Below are 14,147 nucleotides of genomic sequence, written 5' to 3' on the forward strand. Positions count from 1 at the left end.
TAGTATTCATTATGAGCGTTTGCTCAATGGCTAATTAGATTAGCGCAGCAACTTTCTCTGCAACTTCCGTTTGAGACACGGTTTCTTGCTCGCCGCCAACCAGATCTTTTAGCACAACTGTATTGTCAGCAACTTCGTTCTCACCAAGTACCAGCGCCACAACAGCACCTACTTTGTCAGCACGTTTGAATTGCTTCTTGAAGTTACCACCACCGAAGTGGTTCATTACACGCACGCCTTCAACGGTGTCGCGTAATTGATTCGCTAACTGCATGCCCGCGATCATAGTACCTTCGCCAGCAGCAACTACGTATACATCAACGCTACGACGAACTTCTGTTAGCTCTAGCGTTTCCATCATCAGAACCAGACGCTCTAGACCCATTGCGAAGCCAACTGCATTGGTTGCTTTGCCGCCCAGCTGCTCAACAAGACCATCGTAACGACCGCCGCCACATACTGTACCTTGAGCACCAAGGCTGTCTGTGATCCACTCAAATACGGTGCGGTTGTAGTAATCTAGGCCACGTACTAGACGCTCATTAACTTGGTATTCGATACCAACAGCGTCAAGAAGTTCACACAAACCAGCAAAATGTTGCTTCGATTCTTCACCTAGATATTCAGATAGTCGAGGTGCGTCACCTAAGATAGCTTGAACATCAGGGTTCTTAGTATCAAGAACACGTAGTGGGTTAGTGTGCATGCGACGTTTGCAGTCTTCGTCAAGCACATCAATGTGTTGCTCAAGGAAAGCCACTAACGCAGTGCGGTAACTTACGCGATCTTCTTGAGAACCGATTGAGTTCAGCTCTAGGCGAACGTGCTTATCGATGCCTAGCTCACGCCATAGACGCGCTGTCATCATGATAAGTTCTGCGTCAACGTCTGGACCGTCTAGGCCAAACACTTCAACACCACATTGGTGGAATTGACGGTAACGACCTTTTTGAGGACGCTCGTGACGAAACATAGGGCCCATGTACCATAGGCGCTGTTCATCACGGTTGATAAGGCTATTTTGAATACATGAACGTACACAACCTGCTGTGCCTTCTGGGCGCAGCGTTAGGCTATCGCCATTGCGGTCGTCAAAGGTGTACATCTCTTTAGAAACAACGTCTGTCTCTTCACCAACTGCACGGCTAAATAGGTTTGTTTCTTCAACGATAGGCATACGTACTTCGTTGTAACCGTGTGCGCTCACCACGTTTTTAACTGCGCTTTCTACTTTCTGCCACAGTGGTGATTGAGTTGGAAGGCAGTCGTTCATGCCTCGAATTGCTTGGATATTTTTAGCCACAGTATTTATTCCGTAATTTCTCACGACCAGGTGTTAGTGCGAATAGACAATCACACCCCATCGCGTTGTATTAATCTTCTAAGTTTTCTACATCAATGCGATTTGCTTTATCAAGCACTGACGCTTTTGCACGAATCTTAGCTTCAAGTTTGTCGACAAGGTCATCGTTGTCGAAGCGCTCTTTCTGACGCTTACCATCTTCGTAGAAGGCACTCTTACGTGCACTACCAGCTAAACCTAAGTGAGACACTTCAGCTTCACCAGGGCCGTTAACCACACAACCGATGATAGATACATCCATTGGAGTGATCACGTCTTCTAGGCGCTCTTCAAGGGCATTAACGGTGTTAATAACATCGAACTCTTGACGAGAACAGCTCGGGCACGCAATGAAGTTGATGCCACGCGAACGAATGCGCAAAGATTTAAGAATATCAAAGCCAACTTTGATCTCTTCAACCGGATCAGCCGCTAGCGAGATACGCAGCGTATCGCCGATACCTTCAGAAAGAAGCATACCTAAACCTACTGCTGACTTCACAGAGCCAGCACGCGCCCCACCCGCTTCGGTAATGCCAAGGTGAAGAGGTTGATCAATCTGCTTAGCCAGCAAACGGTAAGAACCGACTGCTAGGAATACATCAGACGCCTTAACGCTGACTTTGAATTGATCAAAGTTCAGACGGTCTAGGATATCGACGTGACGCATTGCTGATTCAACAAGCGCTTCTGCTGTAGGTTCTGTGTATTTCTCTTGGATCTCTTTCTCAAGAGAACCGCCGTTAACACCAATACGAATCGGAATATTCATATCACGTGCACAATCAACAACTGAGCGGATACGGCTTTCGTTACCGATGTTACCTGGGTTGATACGCAGACAGTCAACGCCGTATTCAGCCACTTTAAGTGCGATACGGTAGTCGAAATGAATATCAGCAACCAAAGGAACAGAGACCTGCTGCTTGATTAGCTTAAAGGCTTCAGCGGCATCCATAGTCGGTACAGATACGCGAACGATATCAGCGCCAACTTTTTCCAGAGCTCTAATTTGAGCAACGGTCGCGGCTACATCTGTTGTTCTTGTGTTGGTCATGGATTGCACAGCAATTGGTGCACCATCACCGATCGGCACATCACCCACATAAATACGGGTTGATTTGCGACGAATAATAGGAGATTCGTGTTGCATATTAACTCTAAGGTAAGGTTATTCTAGCTACTTTGCCTGAAGTATACCCAGAAAGGTCGACAGGTTCACTTGCAAATGTCATTGATACGCCTTCTGGCGCACCTAGAATCACTTTATATGGCGCAGTTCCTGATAGATTTAACGACTGACCTGCTTTTTTGATGCCAGTCGACAAGGTTTTACCCGTTGCATCTTTTACTTGGATCCAGCAATCAGCGGTGAACTGCATCACTAGCTCGTTAGCCACAGCTTCAGGAACAGTGCTAGCTTCAGCCGCTTCTGCATTCGCAGCAACTTCAGCAGTTGGTTCTGTCTCTGTTGCTTGTTGTGCAGGAGTTTCGTCCGCTGGAGTAGCAGCATCTGAACTGTCTTCCGCATCGCTTATTGCTGCAAGGCCTTCAGTACCTTCAACAACAGAAGCACCCGGTTCGTTTTGTTCAGCTTCAATCACTTCTAAAGAGGTGAATTCAGGGGCAAGTGATTCTTCTACCGCTAGCTCTTCTGAGCTTTCAGTATTTGCTAAAGATTGAGATAGGGTGTCTTGTTGTTGGTTCTGCCACCACCAAAGTGAGGAGATACCCGCAATGACCGCAAAAATGCTCCAAGTCAGGATCATAATACGGCTGTTGTGCTTCTCGGTTTTGGTCTTACGAGAAAAGCTCAACATTTCTTGCTCTTGATGCTGAGCATCGCCGGCATGATGCAGCGCACTCAATACGACTTTTTCGTCAAGATTGACGTATTTCGCGTATGAACGAATGTAGCCACGCATAAACGTCGCCACTTGATCTGACTCGAATTGGTTTTCTTCAATTTGTTGGATCAGCGTAACGCGAAGTTTCAAGCGATCAGAAATCTGCTTTTGCGTTAAACCAAGAGATTCTCGTTTGTTCTTAAGCAGCGTTCCCGCTTCCAAAGCTGGAGCTACGTTTTCTTGCGCTTGTGTATCTTGTTCTGTGTTCATAGAGAGTGAACTTCTAAAGTATTATCGCAGGTTGAGGAGAGCGTTTTCTTATTGTCGTTTAAGCTCAATCTAACAACCCACGTTATGTGGAATTTTTCCTGCTATCTAAATCATCAACCCTTAAAGGCGAACATCATTCATTTGTTATGGATGACCTTCTCAGGAAGCTAGTTTATCAAGTAGCCAACCTAAATAGACATATTGATGATCAGTAGCAAGCGAGCACTTAAATTAATTTAAGATTAGTTAATCATAAGCTAATGCCATTACAAGGCAAAAACACTTTAAACAAAATTTACCGTCAGCTCATGGTTTTGTCCAAAATTTGACGAAAAATGTAAGAAAGCGTGGGCAAGAAGTCCAAAAAATCAAAAACTGTACCCCAGAAAAGCAACAAGCCAGAAGTAAGACTTCTGGCTTGTTTAGGTTCTAATCGCGTTTTATACCGCTTTTACTTCAATCACACCACCGGCAATCAAGTTCGCTTCAGAGGCTGCTTTGATCATTTTGGTACGTTTGGTTCTATCAATCACATCACCGACTAACTGACCACACGCGGCATCAATATCATCACCACGAGTTTTACGAACCGTTACTGTGTAGTTGTATTCCATCAGCGTTTTTTGGAAGCGATCAATACGAGAGTTACTTGGCTTCTTATAAGGCGAACCCGGGTAAGGGTTAAATGGAATTAAGTTGATCTTACAAGGTGTCTCTTTCATTAGCTCTGCAAGTTCACGTGCGTGGTCCATATCATCATTCACATGGTCCAAAAGCACGTACTCAACCGTTACTTTACCGCGGTTAGCATTTGAAGATGCAATGTAACGACGAACAGATGCTAGGAAGTCTTGGATATCCCAACGATCGTTGATCGGCATGATTTGGCTACGTAGTGCATCGTTTGGCGCATGTAGAGAAATAGCCAATGCGACATCGATGTTGTCTGTCATTTGGTCAAGACCAGAAACAACACCAGAAGTTGATACAGTTACACGACGCTTAGACAGTGCGAAACCTAGATCATCAAGCATGATTTCTAATGATGGCATTAGGTTCTTCATGTTCAATAGAGGCTCGCCCATACCCATCATTACAACGTTAGTAATTGGACGACGGCCGGTTTCTTTTTCTAGGCCGATTTCGCGAGATGCACGCCAGATTTGGCCAACAATCTCTGAAACTTTTAGGTTACGGTTGAAGCCTTGTTGAGCTGTAGAACAGAACTTACATTCAAGAGCACAACCAACCTGTGAAGAGACACATAGCGTCGCACGGTCACCATCTGGGATATATACCGTTTCAACGTCTTGGTCGCCAACGCTCATCGCCCATTTAATTGTGCCATCTGAAGAGTGTTGAGCTTCAGAAACAACAGGTGCAACAATCTCACAGCGACGTTGAAGTTTCTCACGTAACTTTTTGTTGATGTTGTTCATTTGTTCGAAGTCATCGACACCGAAGTGATAAATCCACTTCATCACTTGCTCTGCTCGAAACGCTTTCTCATTCAGTTCTTCTGTGAAAAATTTACGAAGACCTTTACGATCAAAATCGAGTAGATTGACTTTAGCTGTGGTCATGATGCCTCTCAATGACGGAACAATAATTAAGGGCGCGAATTGTACAGGCTTTACGCAACTTCAACAAGCGTTGTAAAACCCTGTGTTTATTAAGACATTCAAACTTAAGCGATTAAAATTTGAACAATTATATTTATCGGCCTGAGATTACCCAATTTAAACAAAAGATTCCCGATTACACTCCTCCGTCGCTTTCGGGAATGACGTAAATACTCACCAATTGCTCGGTAATATTTACCACGAGATAGTGGCTCCAAAGCTCCCCGTCATTCCAGAACTGAGGAACGAAGTATCTGGAATCTCCAATAAGAAAAAGAGGTTCCCGATTACGCTCCTTCGTCGCTATCGAGAATGACAACTAAATTGATTATCGAGAGCGTAAAATCCACTTACAAAAAAGGCCTCACCGAGGTGAAGCCTTTAGAATAATTTGCAGTGCCGATTATTGAGCTGGGCGTGGACAAATTTCAGATTCTGGGAAGAAGAATTCGATTTCGCGAGCTGCAGACTCAGGGCTGTCGCTGCCGTGTACTGAGTTGTAACGCATGCTGATTGCGTAGTCAGCACGGATAGTACCGCATGCCGCTTCTTCTGGGTTTGTTTTGCCCATAAGTTCACGGTAACGAGCGATAGCGTTTTCGCCTTCAAGCACTTGAACCATGATAGGACCAGAAGTCATAAACTCTTTAAGAGCAGGGAAGAACTCTTTGCCTTCGTGTTCAGCGTAGAAGCCACTCGCTTGCTCTTCAGTAAGACGAACCATCTTAGCAGCAATAATTTCTAGGCCTGCTTTTTCGATACGGTGGTAGATTTCACCAACAAGGTTACGCTTAACTGCATCCGGCTTAACAATTGAGAACGTTCTTTCTAGAGCCATAGGGATTCCTTCACTTCATTTTTTTGTTATTAAATACTGAAATTACTGAGATCTTTCGATCTGAGCTTTATGAATGAGCGGCACAAAATACCGCTCATCCTTATTATTATTTTGCTTGGTCGATAAGAAGACGAGCCAGTGTGCGAACGCCCATACCCGTTGCGCCTGCCGCCCACTTGTCACTTGCTGACTTACGGTAAGTACCCGCGCAATCCATATGAATCCAACCTTTTTTGTAGTCATCTACAAAGTAAGAAAGGAATGCCGCTGCTGTACTTGCACCCGGTGTGTAATCGCCCGTGCTGATGTTTGAAAGATCAGCAAAGTTTGAAGGCAACATGCCACGGTGGAAATCAGCAAGAGGCAATGGCCATAGCCCTTCTTTCTCTTGGTTTGCCGCAGTTAGCGCTTGGTGAGATAACTCATCATCGAAGCTTAATAGTGCGTGGTAGTCGTTACCTAGTGCGTTTTTAGCCGCGCCTGTTAGCGTTGCACAGTCGATGATCAGCTCAGGGCTTTGTGCACTTGCGTACATTAGGCCATCAGCCAGCACCAAGCGGCCTTCCGCATCGGTGTTCATGATCTCAACTGTCTTACCATTTTTGTAGGTAATGATATCGCCAAGCTTCAATGCGCGACCAGAGATCATGTTCTCTGCACAACATAAGATAAGCTTGATACGCTTGTTCAGACCACGTTCAATCGCAAGACCTAAACCACCAGTAATCGTTGCTGCGCCCCCCATGTCAGCTTTCATTGCTGTCATGAATTGGCCTGGTTTGATGCTATAACCGCCCGAATCGAACGTAATACCTTTACCGACTAAACAAGCAAATACAGGTGCGTTTTCGTCGCCTGTTGGGTTGAAGTCCAGTTGCAGCATTGCTGATGTACGCTCAGAACCACGGCCGACCGCGTAGATACCTTCCCAACCTTCGGTTAGTAGATCCTTGTCTTTAACGATCTTCGCTTTAACAGTGCCCGCTGGTGCCACTGACTTGATATATTCAGCAGCCATGGTCGCAAGTTGGCGAGGTGCCACTTCTTCAGCGGTTTTATTGATAATGTCACGCGTCCAGTCAGTTGCGCGAATACGAGCTTCAAGCTCAGTTTGATCGGCTTCTGAAAGTGCATCCCATTCCAATGCATTCTTTTTCTTTGGTCCACGGTAGCCTTGGTAGAAAGCCCAAACGCTTTCTAGATCCCAACCTTCACCACGAAGTGAAACGAATGCGATACCTTGTCCGTCAAGCGTACGACCCGCACGTTGAACTGCGCCTAGATCGTGGCCTTCACCAATGTGAATTGTCGCTCCCGCTTCTGAGAACGATAAAATAGCTCTTGCTCCCCACTGAGGCTGGGCAGCTTCTTGACTTAAAAATACTGACATCTGTGTAGACATGATTTCTCCTTGTCATGAACCACTTTGAGTGTGTGATTCTGATTATTTTTTATTAGCGCACTGATGTTAGCATTATGTAGGAGGAAAATGTCATTTTGATAAAAAAACGGACCATAAGGTCCGCTTTTTTTAGTAAGAATTGTTAACTTGGCTGCGTTTTATATTGGACTGATACCAACCCGCGACCAAATCATCAGACAAGAGGATTAATCCATCTCATCAATCCAGCACAAAATAATAGCCTCTAAGATTTTCTCATTCGAGTGGTTAGGCTCGTCGTCGAACTCTTCAAGGTCTAGCACCCATTGATGCAGATCGGTAAAACGTACCGTTTTAGGATCAGTATCAGGGTACAAATCACATAGCTCAATTGCGATATCTCGCGAATCAATCCACTTCAAGCTCATAACACTTCCTTATATTTATCAGCGACGCTCTGTCACCTTTATGATCTATATTCTAGGCCAGTTTTCTTAGTATGCTTGTCTAAGCAATAACTCTCTCAGTCATCGCTGTATTAGCCATGATTGAGAACTGGTTCTTAGTGGTCTTCAGAAGCCAGGTTCAACGTGTACTTTGGAATCTCTACAACAAGATCCGTATCAGCCACTTTAGCTTGGCAACCAAGACGAGATTCCATCTCTAAGCCCCATGCTTTATCTAGCATGTCGTCTTCTAGATCATCACTCTCTTCTAAAGAATCAAAACCTTCACGAATCACAACGTGACATGTTGTACATGCACACGATTTTTCACATGCGTGTTCAATACCAATACCGGCCTTCAGTGCAACATCAAGAACCGTCTCACCAGTTTTTGCTTCTAAAACAGCGCCTTCTGGACATAGATCTTCGTGAGGTAAAACAATAATCTTTGGCATGTTTATCTATTCTCTAACTATTAAATATTATCGACTGACTGACCTGACAGTGCAGCACGAATTGATTTATCCATACGACGAGAAGCAAAGTCTTGGCTCGCTTTGTCGGTATTCTTAATTTCTAGCTCAATGGCATCAGCGTTGTCGCCATTACGCACTTCAATCAGTGCTTCAATCGCTTGAACAAGTTGTTGTTTGCCTTGCTCATCAAGTAGCTCGTCACCATCGGCTTGCATTGCAGCGATAAGGCCTTCGATAACGCGATCCGCTTCTACGCGTTGCTCAGCCAGAGCACGCGCTTGCATGTCTTCTTTTGCAAACGTCATCGAATCTTTCAGCATGCTAGCCACTTCGTTGTCGCTCAGACCGTAAGAAGGCTTAACTTGGATTTCAGCTTGAACGCCAGTGCTCTTCTCCATTGCGGTAACCGATAGCAGGCCATCAGCATCCACTTGGTAAGTAACACGAATATGAGCTGCACCTGCAGTCATCGGCGGGATGCCTTTCAAAGCAAATCGAGCCAGTGAACGACAGTCGTCAACCATCTCACGCTCGCCTTGCACGGTGTGTACTGTCATTGCAGTTTGACCGTCTTTGAACGTGGTAAATTCTTGTGCGCGAGCAACTGGGATCGTGGTGTTACGAGGGATGATCTTTTCAACCAAGCCACCCATGGTTTCAATACCAAGAGACAGAGGGATAACGTCAAGTAGTAGCATTTCTGAGTCAGGCTTATTACCGACTAAGATATCCGCTTGAATTGATGCACCAATCGCAACAACTTCATCAGGGTTAATGCTGGTTAGTGGCGTACGACCAAAGAAGTCACCGACCATTTCACGTACAAGTAATGTGCGAGTTGAACCGCCGACCATCACAACTTCTAGTACTTCATCCGCGTCTACTTCCGCATCTTTTAGTGCGCGACGGCATGAAAGCAGTGTTTTCTTAACGAGCGGTTTGATGATCTCTTCAAACTCTTCACGAGTTAATGAACCAGACCAACCTAATACGTCAACATCAACGCTTTCCGCTTCAGATAAGCCAATCTTCGCTTCCGTTGCGGCGTCTAGAAGAATACGGTTCTGCTCTGCTGTTAGCTCTGATAAGCCCATTTGCTCTTGGAAATGATCTGCAACTAAATGGTCAAAGTCGTCGCCACCTAATGCTGAGTCACCGCCTGTAGCTAAAACTTCGAAGACACCTTTCGATAGGCGTAAGATAGAGATATCAAACGTACCACCACCTAAGTCATAAACAGCAATGACCCCTTCTTTACCTGAATCCAAGCCGTAAGCAATCGCAGCGGCAGTAGGTTCATTAAGAAGACGTAACACGTGGAGACCAGCAAGTTGTGCCGCGTCTTTGGTACCTGCACGCTGTGCATCATCGAAGTACGCAGGAACGGTAATCACAGCACCAGATAGCTCACCACCGAGTGTAGACTCAGCACGTTGACCTAGCGCTCGCAGAATGTCTGCAGATACTTGAATTGGGTTCTTGTTACCTTGCTCTGTGCGAATCACAGGCAAACCATTATCACTTTCTTCAAATTGATATGGCAGAGATGGGTATCGCTGTTGAATATCTGACAGTGAACGACCGATCAGTCGCTTAACTGAGATAATGGTATTTTTAGGATCAGTCTGTGCATTTGCACGAGCTTCATCACCAGTCGTGTACGACTCTGACGTATAGTGAACAACGGAAGGAAGAATACTGCGACCTTGTTGATCAACCAGTGTGCTCGCCTCACCACTGCGCACTGCCGCAACCAATGAGTTTGTTGTACCTAAATCAATACCCACAGCAAGCTTGTGCTGGTGAGGAGCGGCGCTTTGCCCTGGTTCTGCAATCTGAAGTAGTGCCATGGATGTGTCCTTGTTATACGAACTAGCCGATCAGACGATCTTCAACTAACTCGATTTCATTCTTTAATTTTGCAATAAACTTAAGCTTTCTTACTCGGTCTGCAGCTTCTAACCAAGCCTCACTGTCTAGTTCTTGTTGGATAGCGCTTAATTGTTGTTTATACATTTTGCTAACCTTTCCTTCAAATGCAAACAAAGCATCTTCAGGATCAGAACTGTCGGCGATCTCTTCAAGCTCTTCGCGCAATTCCATTTGCTCCATCAGGAACATAGGATCTTGCAGAGTCTGCTGCTCACCACGAATATCCTCACCATGTTGCACTAACAGGTATTCAGCTCGGCTGATTGGATTCTTCAATACCTGATACGCATCATTGATTTGCGCAGCTTTTTGCACGGCTAACAGGCGATCACGCTCAGAAGCAGTGGCAAATTTATCAGGGTGGAATTGGCGTTGCAGATCTCTAAACTGAGAAGAAAGAAGGCTACCATCCAGTTGAAACTGAAGTGGTAGCCCAAATAATTCGAAATGATTCATGTAACGGTGGTCCTAAGTTTAGGCTCTTCAATCAGAGCCTAATTTTATTCTTCGCTCACTATAAACGCTTAACGATTGAAGCGTTTATACGTTGAAGCTCTCACCACAACCACATTCGCCTTTCGCGTTAGGGTTGTTGAATTCAAAACCTTCGTTTAGGCCTTCTTTTACGTAATCAAGCTCAGTACCGTCTAGGTAAACTAGGCTCTTTGGATCAATGATGACCTTAACACCTGAATGCTCAAACACTTCGTCTTCTTCGTTAAGCTCATCAACGAATTCCAGTACATACGCCATGCCCGAACAGCCAGTAGTTTTTACCGCTAAGCGCAACCCGATACCTTTACCTCGGTTATCTAGGAAAGCTTGAACTCGGCTTGCTGCCGTATCTGTCATGGTGATGGCCATACTACAACCTTGTGTTTTATATAAATTGAGAACTCAGGGGGAGCACAAAGGATGCTCCCAAATATTGCTTATTTTTTGTGATTACTTAATGAAACGATTAACGCTTCTTTTTGTAATCCGCAACTGCTGCTTTGATTGCATCTTCAGCAAGAATTGAACAGTGCACTTTCACTGGTGGCAACTCTAGCTCTTCTGCTATTTCAGAGTTTTTGATAGCTGCTGCTTCATCAATACTTTTACCTTTAACCCACTCAGTTACTAGTGAGCTAGAAGCAATTGCGCTACCGCAGCCGTAAGTTTTGAATTTTGCATCTTCGATAATGCCTTCTGGCGTTACCTTGATTTGCAGTTTCATTACGTCACCACAAGCTGGTGCGCCAACCATGCCGCTACCTACACTTGGGTCTTCTTTATCAAACGAACCTACGTTACGTGGGTTTTCGTAGTGATCAATTACTTTTTCGCTATATGCCATGATAGTTACCTCGAATCCTCTATTTCCGTGAGATTAGTGATGAGCCCACTCAACAGTGTTCAAATCAATCCCTTCTTTATACATATCCCATAGAGGAGACATGTCGCGTAATTTGTTTACCGCTACACGAATTTGTGCAATCGCGTAGTCGATTTCTTCTTCCGTTGTGAAACGGCCGAATGAGAAACGTACTGAGCTGTGTGCTAGTTCATCGTTCAGACCAAGAGCACGTAGAACGTATGAAGGCTCTAGGCTTGCTGATGTACATGCAGAACCTGATGATACTGCTAGGTCTTTTAGAGACATAAGCAGAGACTCACCTTCAACGAAAGCGAAGCTCACGTTTAGGTTGTGTGGTACACGTTGGTCTAGGTCGCCGTTTACGGTTACCGCTTCTAGATCTTGAACACCTTTCAATAGGCGCTCACGAAGTGCTAGTGCGTGATCGTAATCTTTCTGCATGTCTTGTTTAGCGATGGCAAAAGCTTCGCCCATACCCACGATTTGGTGAGTAGCAAGAGTACCAGAACGGAAACCACGTTCATGACCGCCACCGTGCATTTGCGCTTCTAGGCGAATACGTGGCTTACGACGAACGTACAAAGCGCCGATGCCTTTAGGGCCGTATGCTTTGTGTGCAGACATAGAGATAAGGTCTACTTTCATCTCTTTTACGTCTAGTGGGATTTTACCCGCAGACTGCGCCGCATCAACGTGGAAGATGATCTTACGTGCACGACATAATTCGCCGATTGCAGAGATATCTTGGATTACACCAATCTCGTTGTTTACGTGCATGATAGAAACTAGAACAGTATCTTCTCGCATTGCAGCTTGTAGCTTGTCTAGATCGATGATGCCGTTAGCTTCTGGCTCAAGGTATGTAACCTCAAAACCTTCACGCTCTAGTTGGCGACATGGATCAAGAACCGCTTTGTGTTCTGTTTTGCACGTGATTACGTGCTTACCTTTCTTCTCGTAAAAGTGCGCTGCACCTTTGATAGCAAGGTTATCTGACTCTGTAGCACCTGACGTAAAAACAATCTCACGTGGGTCTGCATTTAGTAGATCGGCAATTTGCTCACGAGCATTATCTACTGATTCTTCTGCCTGCCAGCCGTAACGGTGTGAACGAGATGCAGGGTTACCGAAGTTACCGTCCATCGTCATGCACTGAACCATTTTTTCAGCAACACGTGGATCGACTGGGCATGTAGCTGAATAGTCAAAGTAAATAGGCAGTTTCATTTTCTACTCCAATGTAAAAACTGACCGCTAAGAGCGGGCATTAACACCGTGAGGTGCTGCACTAATCGTTGTAGTGCTCGTATTTTTATGTGCAAAACCATTATTAACCGCAAGATCGATATCTTGACGATCAGAAATCTCTAAAACTTCGTTATCTTTCATTAGCTCACCGAGCGTAATGTCGTTTAAGAAGCTGCTGATTCGGGAGCTTAAATCACGCCATAAAGTGTGAGTTAAACAACGACTGCCACCTTGGCAATCTGCTCGACCGTGACACTTAGTTGCATCAACTGATTCGTCTACTGCAGCAATTACAGTTCCGACAGCGATGTCGCTCGCTTCAGCACCTAAACGGTAACCACCGCCAGGACCACGAACACTAGCAACTAAGCCAGCTTTACGTAACTTAGAAAATAGCTGTTCTAAGTAAGATAACGAGATGCCTTGTCGCTCTGAAATATCAGCCAGAGGAACTGGGCTTTTTTGCGAATGCAGTGCTACATCGAGCATAGCTGTTACCGCATATCTTCCTTTAGATGTAAGTTTCATATCACACCGTATCCACATTGTTTATGTGGTTGGAATCTTCCCATACCCGACTAAATTGGTCAAGTATTTAGTTGACTATTTTAGTCGGGTATTCACCCTTATTGTTTGTGCGGGCTTTATTTGTCGCTTTTGCTCTTCTCAATTGAAGTCAAAATGCCGCGTAGAGTGTTGATCTCTTGCAACTCTGGACGAGCTCGACTGAACAGACGACGTAGTTTATTCATCACCTGACCCGGCTTATCCTTAGAGATAAATTGGGTATCAATGATCACTTTTTCAAGGTGCTCATAGAACATTTCTAGTTCTTCGTGACGAGGGTATTCATCTTGTTGCTGTGGCTGATATTGGCTAGCGACCATATCAAGGTGAGCTACACGCACTTCGTAGCTCAGAGTCTGCACTGCCATTGCTAGGTTTAGCGAGCTGTATTCAGGGTTAGCTGGGATACATACATGGAAGTGGCACTTCTGAAGCTCATCGTTAGTCAAGCCAGTACGTTCACGGCCGAACACTAATGCGACTGGGTGCTTTTGGCCTTCAATCGCAAACTTTTGTCCACACTCACGAGGCTCAAGCATTGGCCATTCAAGCGTACGTGAACGTGCACTCGAACCAACCACTAAACCACAGTCTTTTACGGCTTCGTCTAATGTAGAAACGATGGTCGCGTTTTCTGCGATGTCACCTGCACCCGCAGCCAGTGCTAAGGTCTGCTCGTCAACTTCACATTGAGGGTCTACAAGAACTAATTGACTCAAACCCATCACTTTCATTGCGCGAGCTGCTGATCCGATATTTCCCGAATGAGACGTACCAACCAGAACGACTTTTACATTGTCTAACATGCTATATGACAC

At 45.1% G+C, this 14,147-nt stretch carries 15 protein-coding genes; all 15 read right to left on the reverse strand.

The window, feature by feature from the left end; translation table 11 throughout:
- Positions 1 to 34: 34 nt before the first annotated feature.
- On the reverse strand, positions 35 to 1,303 hold the full coding sequence (gene hisS / locus MSG35_RS18825; RefSeq protein WP_248384749.1) for a histidine--tRNA ligase: 1,269 nt from the start codon (positions 1,301 to 1,303) through the stop codon (positions 35 to 37).
- A gap of 70 nt (positions 1,304 to 1,373) precedes the next feature.
- A complete protein-coding gene (gene ispG, locus MSG35_RS18830) occupies positions 1,374 to 2,495 on the reverse strand; it encodes a flavodoxin-dependent (E)-4-hydroxy-3-methylbut-2-enyl-diphosphate synthase (RefSeq protein WP_009848294.1) in 1,122 nt (373 codons plus the stop codon).
- Positions 2,496 to 2,502: 7 nt separating this feature from the next.
- A complete protein-coding gene (rodZ, locus tag MSG35_RS18835) occupies positions 2,503 to 3,459 on the reverse strand; it encodes a cytoskeleton protein RodZ (RefSeq protein WP_248384750.1) in 957 nt (318 codons plus the stop codon).
- A gap of 440 nt (positions 3,460 to 3,899) precedes the next feature.
- Positions 3,900 to 5,042 (reverse strand): bifunctional tRNA (adenosine(37)-C2)-methyltransferase TrmG/ribosomal RNA large subunit methyltransferase RlmN, encoded by a 1,143-nt coding sequence (locus tag MSG35_RS18840; RefSeq protein ID WP_019822113.1) that lies wholly within the window; start codon positions 5,040 to 5,042, stop codon positions 3,900 to 3,902.
- 442 nt (positions 5,043 to 5,484) lie between these two features.
- Positions 5,485 to 5,919, reverse strand: a complete 435-nt coding sequence (gene ndk, locus MSG35_RS18845) for a nucleoside-diphosphate kinase (protein WP_016797173.1) — start codon at positions 5,917 to 5,919, stop codon at positions 5,485 to 5,487.
- A 106-nt stretch (positions 5,920 to 6,025) separates the two neighbouring features.
- Positions 6,026 to 7,321 carry an aminopeptidase PepB gene (gene pepB, locus MSG35_RS18850; RefSeq protein WP_017062517.1) on the reverse strand — a complete coding sequence of 432 codons (1,296 nt, stop codon included), beginning with the start codon at positions 7,319 to 7,321 and terminating at the stop codon, positions 6,026 to 6,028.
- A 206-nt stretch (positions 7,322 to 7,527) separates the two neighbouring features.
- Positions 7,528 to 7,728 carry a Fe-S cluster assembly protein IscX gene (iscX, locus tag MSG35_RS18855; RefSeq protein ID WP_248384751.1) on the reverse strand — a complete coding sequence of 67 codons (201 nt, stop codon included), beginning with the start codon at positions 7,726 to 7,728 and terminating at the stop codon, positions 7,528 to 7,530.
- A gap of 134 nt (positions 7,729 to 7,862) precedes the next feature.
- Entirely contained in the window at positions 7,863 to 8,201 is a 339-nt protein-coding gene (fdx, locus tag MSG35_RS18860; protein WP_010440525.1) for an ISC system 2Fe-2S type ferredoxin, read from the reverse strand.
- 20 nt (positions 8,202 to 8,221) lie between these two features.
- Positions 8,222 to 10,072: a Fe-S protein assembly chaperone HscA gene (hscA, locus tag MSG35_RS18865; protein WP_059021420.1), complete on the reverse strand. Its 1,851-nt coding sequence runs from the start codon at positions 10,070 to 10,072 to the stop codon at positions 8,222 to 8,224.
- A gap of 22 nt (positions 10,073 to 10,094) precedes the next feature.
- Positions 10,095 to 10,610 (reverse strand): co-chaperone HscB, encoded by a 516-nt coding sequence (gene hscB, locus MSG35_RS18870; protein WP_059021423.1) that lies wholly within the window; start codon positions 10,608 to 10,610, stop codon positions 10,095 to 10,097.
- An 84-nt stretch (positions 10,611 to 10,694) separates the two neighbouring features.
- Positions 10,695 to 11,018 (reverse strand): iron-sulfur cluster assembly protein IscA, encoded by a 324-nt coding sequence (gene iscA / locus MSG35_RS18875; protein ID WP_010440519.1) that lies wholly within the window; start codon positions 11,016 to 11,018, stop codon positions 10,695 to 10,697.
- 97 nt (positions 11,019 to 11,115) lie between these two features.
- Positions 11,116 to 11,493: a Fe-S cluster assembly scaffold IscU gene (gene iscU, locus MSG35_RS18880; RefSeq protein WP_004740340.1), complete on the reverse strand. Its 378-nt coding sequence runs from the start codon at positions 11,491 to 11,493 to the stop codon at positions 11,116 to 11,118.
- 33 nt (positions 11,494 to 11,526) lie between these two features.
- Entirely contained in the window at positions 11,527 to 12,741 is a 1,215-nt protein-coding gene (locus MSG35_RS18885) for an IscS subfamily cysteine desulfurase (RefSeq protein ID WP_048613459.1), read from the reverse strand.
- A 27-nt stretch (positions 12,742 to 12,768) separates the two neighbouring features.
- A complete protein-coding gene (iscR, locus tag MSG35_RS18890; RefSeq protein ID WP_010440512.1) occupies positions 12,769 to 13,290 on the reverse strand; it encodes a Fe-S cluster assembly transcriptional regulator IscR in 522 nt (173 codons plus the stop codon).
- 116 nt (positions 13,291 to 13,406) lie between these two features.
- A complete protein-coding gene (gene trmJ / locus MSG35_RS18895; RefSeq protein ID WP_019822102.1) occupies positions 13,407 to 14,135 on the reverse strand; it encodes a tRNA (cytosine(32)/uridine(32)-2'-O)-methyltransferase TrmJ in 729 nt (242 codons plus the stop codon).
- Positions 14,136 to 14,147 lie beyond the last annotated feature (12 nt).

The sequence above is a fragment of the Vibrio sp. 1CM23M genome, from assembly GCF_023161755.1.
In the GTDB taxonomy this organism is placed as follows: Bacteria; Pseudomonadota; Gammaproteobacteria; order Enterobacterales; family Vibrionaceae; genus Vibrio; species Vibrio coralliirubri.

What these genes read in the sequence shown, in the direction of transcription:
- ispG (WP_009848294.1), bottom strand. Translation starts at nt 2,495, where the DNA reads ATGCAACACGAATCTCCTATTATTCGTCGCAAATCAACCCGTATTTAT.
- rodZ (WP_248384750.1), bottom strand. Translation starts at nt 3,459, where the DNA reads ATGAACACAGAACAAGATACACAAGCGCAAGAAAACGTAGCTCCAGCT.
- MSG35_RS18840 (WP_019822113.1), bottom strand. Translation starts at nt 5,042, where the DNA reads ATGACCACAGCTAAAGTCAATCTACTCGATTTTGATCGTAAAGGTCTT.
- ndk (WP_016797173.1), bottom strand. Translation starts at nt 5,919, where the DNA reads ATGGCTCTAGAAAGAACGTTCTCAATTGTTAAGCCGGATGCAGTTAAG.
- pepB (WP_017062517.1), bottom strand. Translation starts at nt 7,321, where the DNA reads ATGTCTACACAGATGTCAGTATTTTTAAGTCAAGAAGCTGCCCAGCCT.
- iscX (WP_248384751.1), bottom strand. Translation starts at nt 7,728, where the DNA reads ATGAGCTTGAAGTGGATTGATTCGCGAGATATCGCAATTGAGCTATGT.
- fdx (WP_010440525.1), bottom strand. Translation starts at nt 8,201, where the DNA reads ATGCCAAAGATTATTGTTTTACCTCACGAAGATCTATGTCCAGAAGGC.
- hscA (WP_059021420.1), bottom strand. Translation starts at nt 10,072, where the DNA reads ATGGCACTACTTCAGATTGCAGAACCAGGGCAAAGCGCCGCTCCTCAC.
- hscB (WP_059021423.1), bottom strand. Translation starts at nt 10,610, where the DNA reads ATGAATCATTTCGAATTATTTGGGCTACCACTTCAGTTTCAACTGGAT.
- iscA (WP_010440519.1), bottom strand. Translation starts at nt 11,018, where the DNA reads ATGGCCATCACCATGACAGATACGGCAGCAAGCCGAGTTCAAGCTTTC.
- iscU (WP_004740340.1), bottom strand. Translation starts at nt 11,493, where the DNA reads ATGGCATATAGCGAAAAAGTAATTGATCACTACGAAAACCCACGTAAC.
- MSG35_RS18885 (WP_048613459.1), bottom strand. Translation starts at nt 12,741, where the DNA reads ATGAAACTGCCTATTTACTTTGACTATTCAGCTACATGCCCAGTCGAT.
- iscR (WP_010440512.1), bottom strand. Translation starts at nt 13,290, where the DNA reads ATGAAACTTACATCTAAAGGAAGATATGCGGTAACAGCTATGCTCGAT.
- trmJ (WP_019822102.1), bottom strand. Translation starts at nt 14,135, where the DNA reads ATGTTAGACAATGTAAAAGTCGTTCTGGTTGGTACGTCTCATTCGGGA.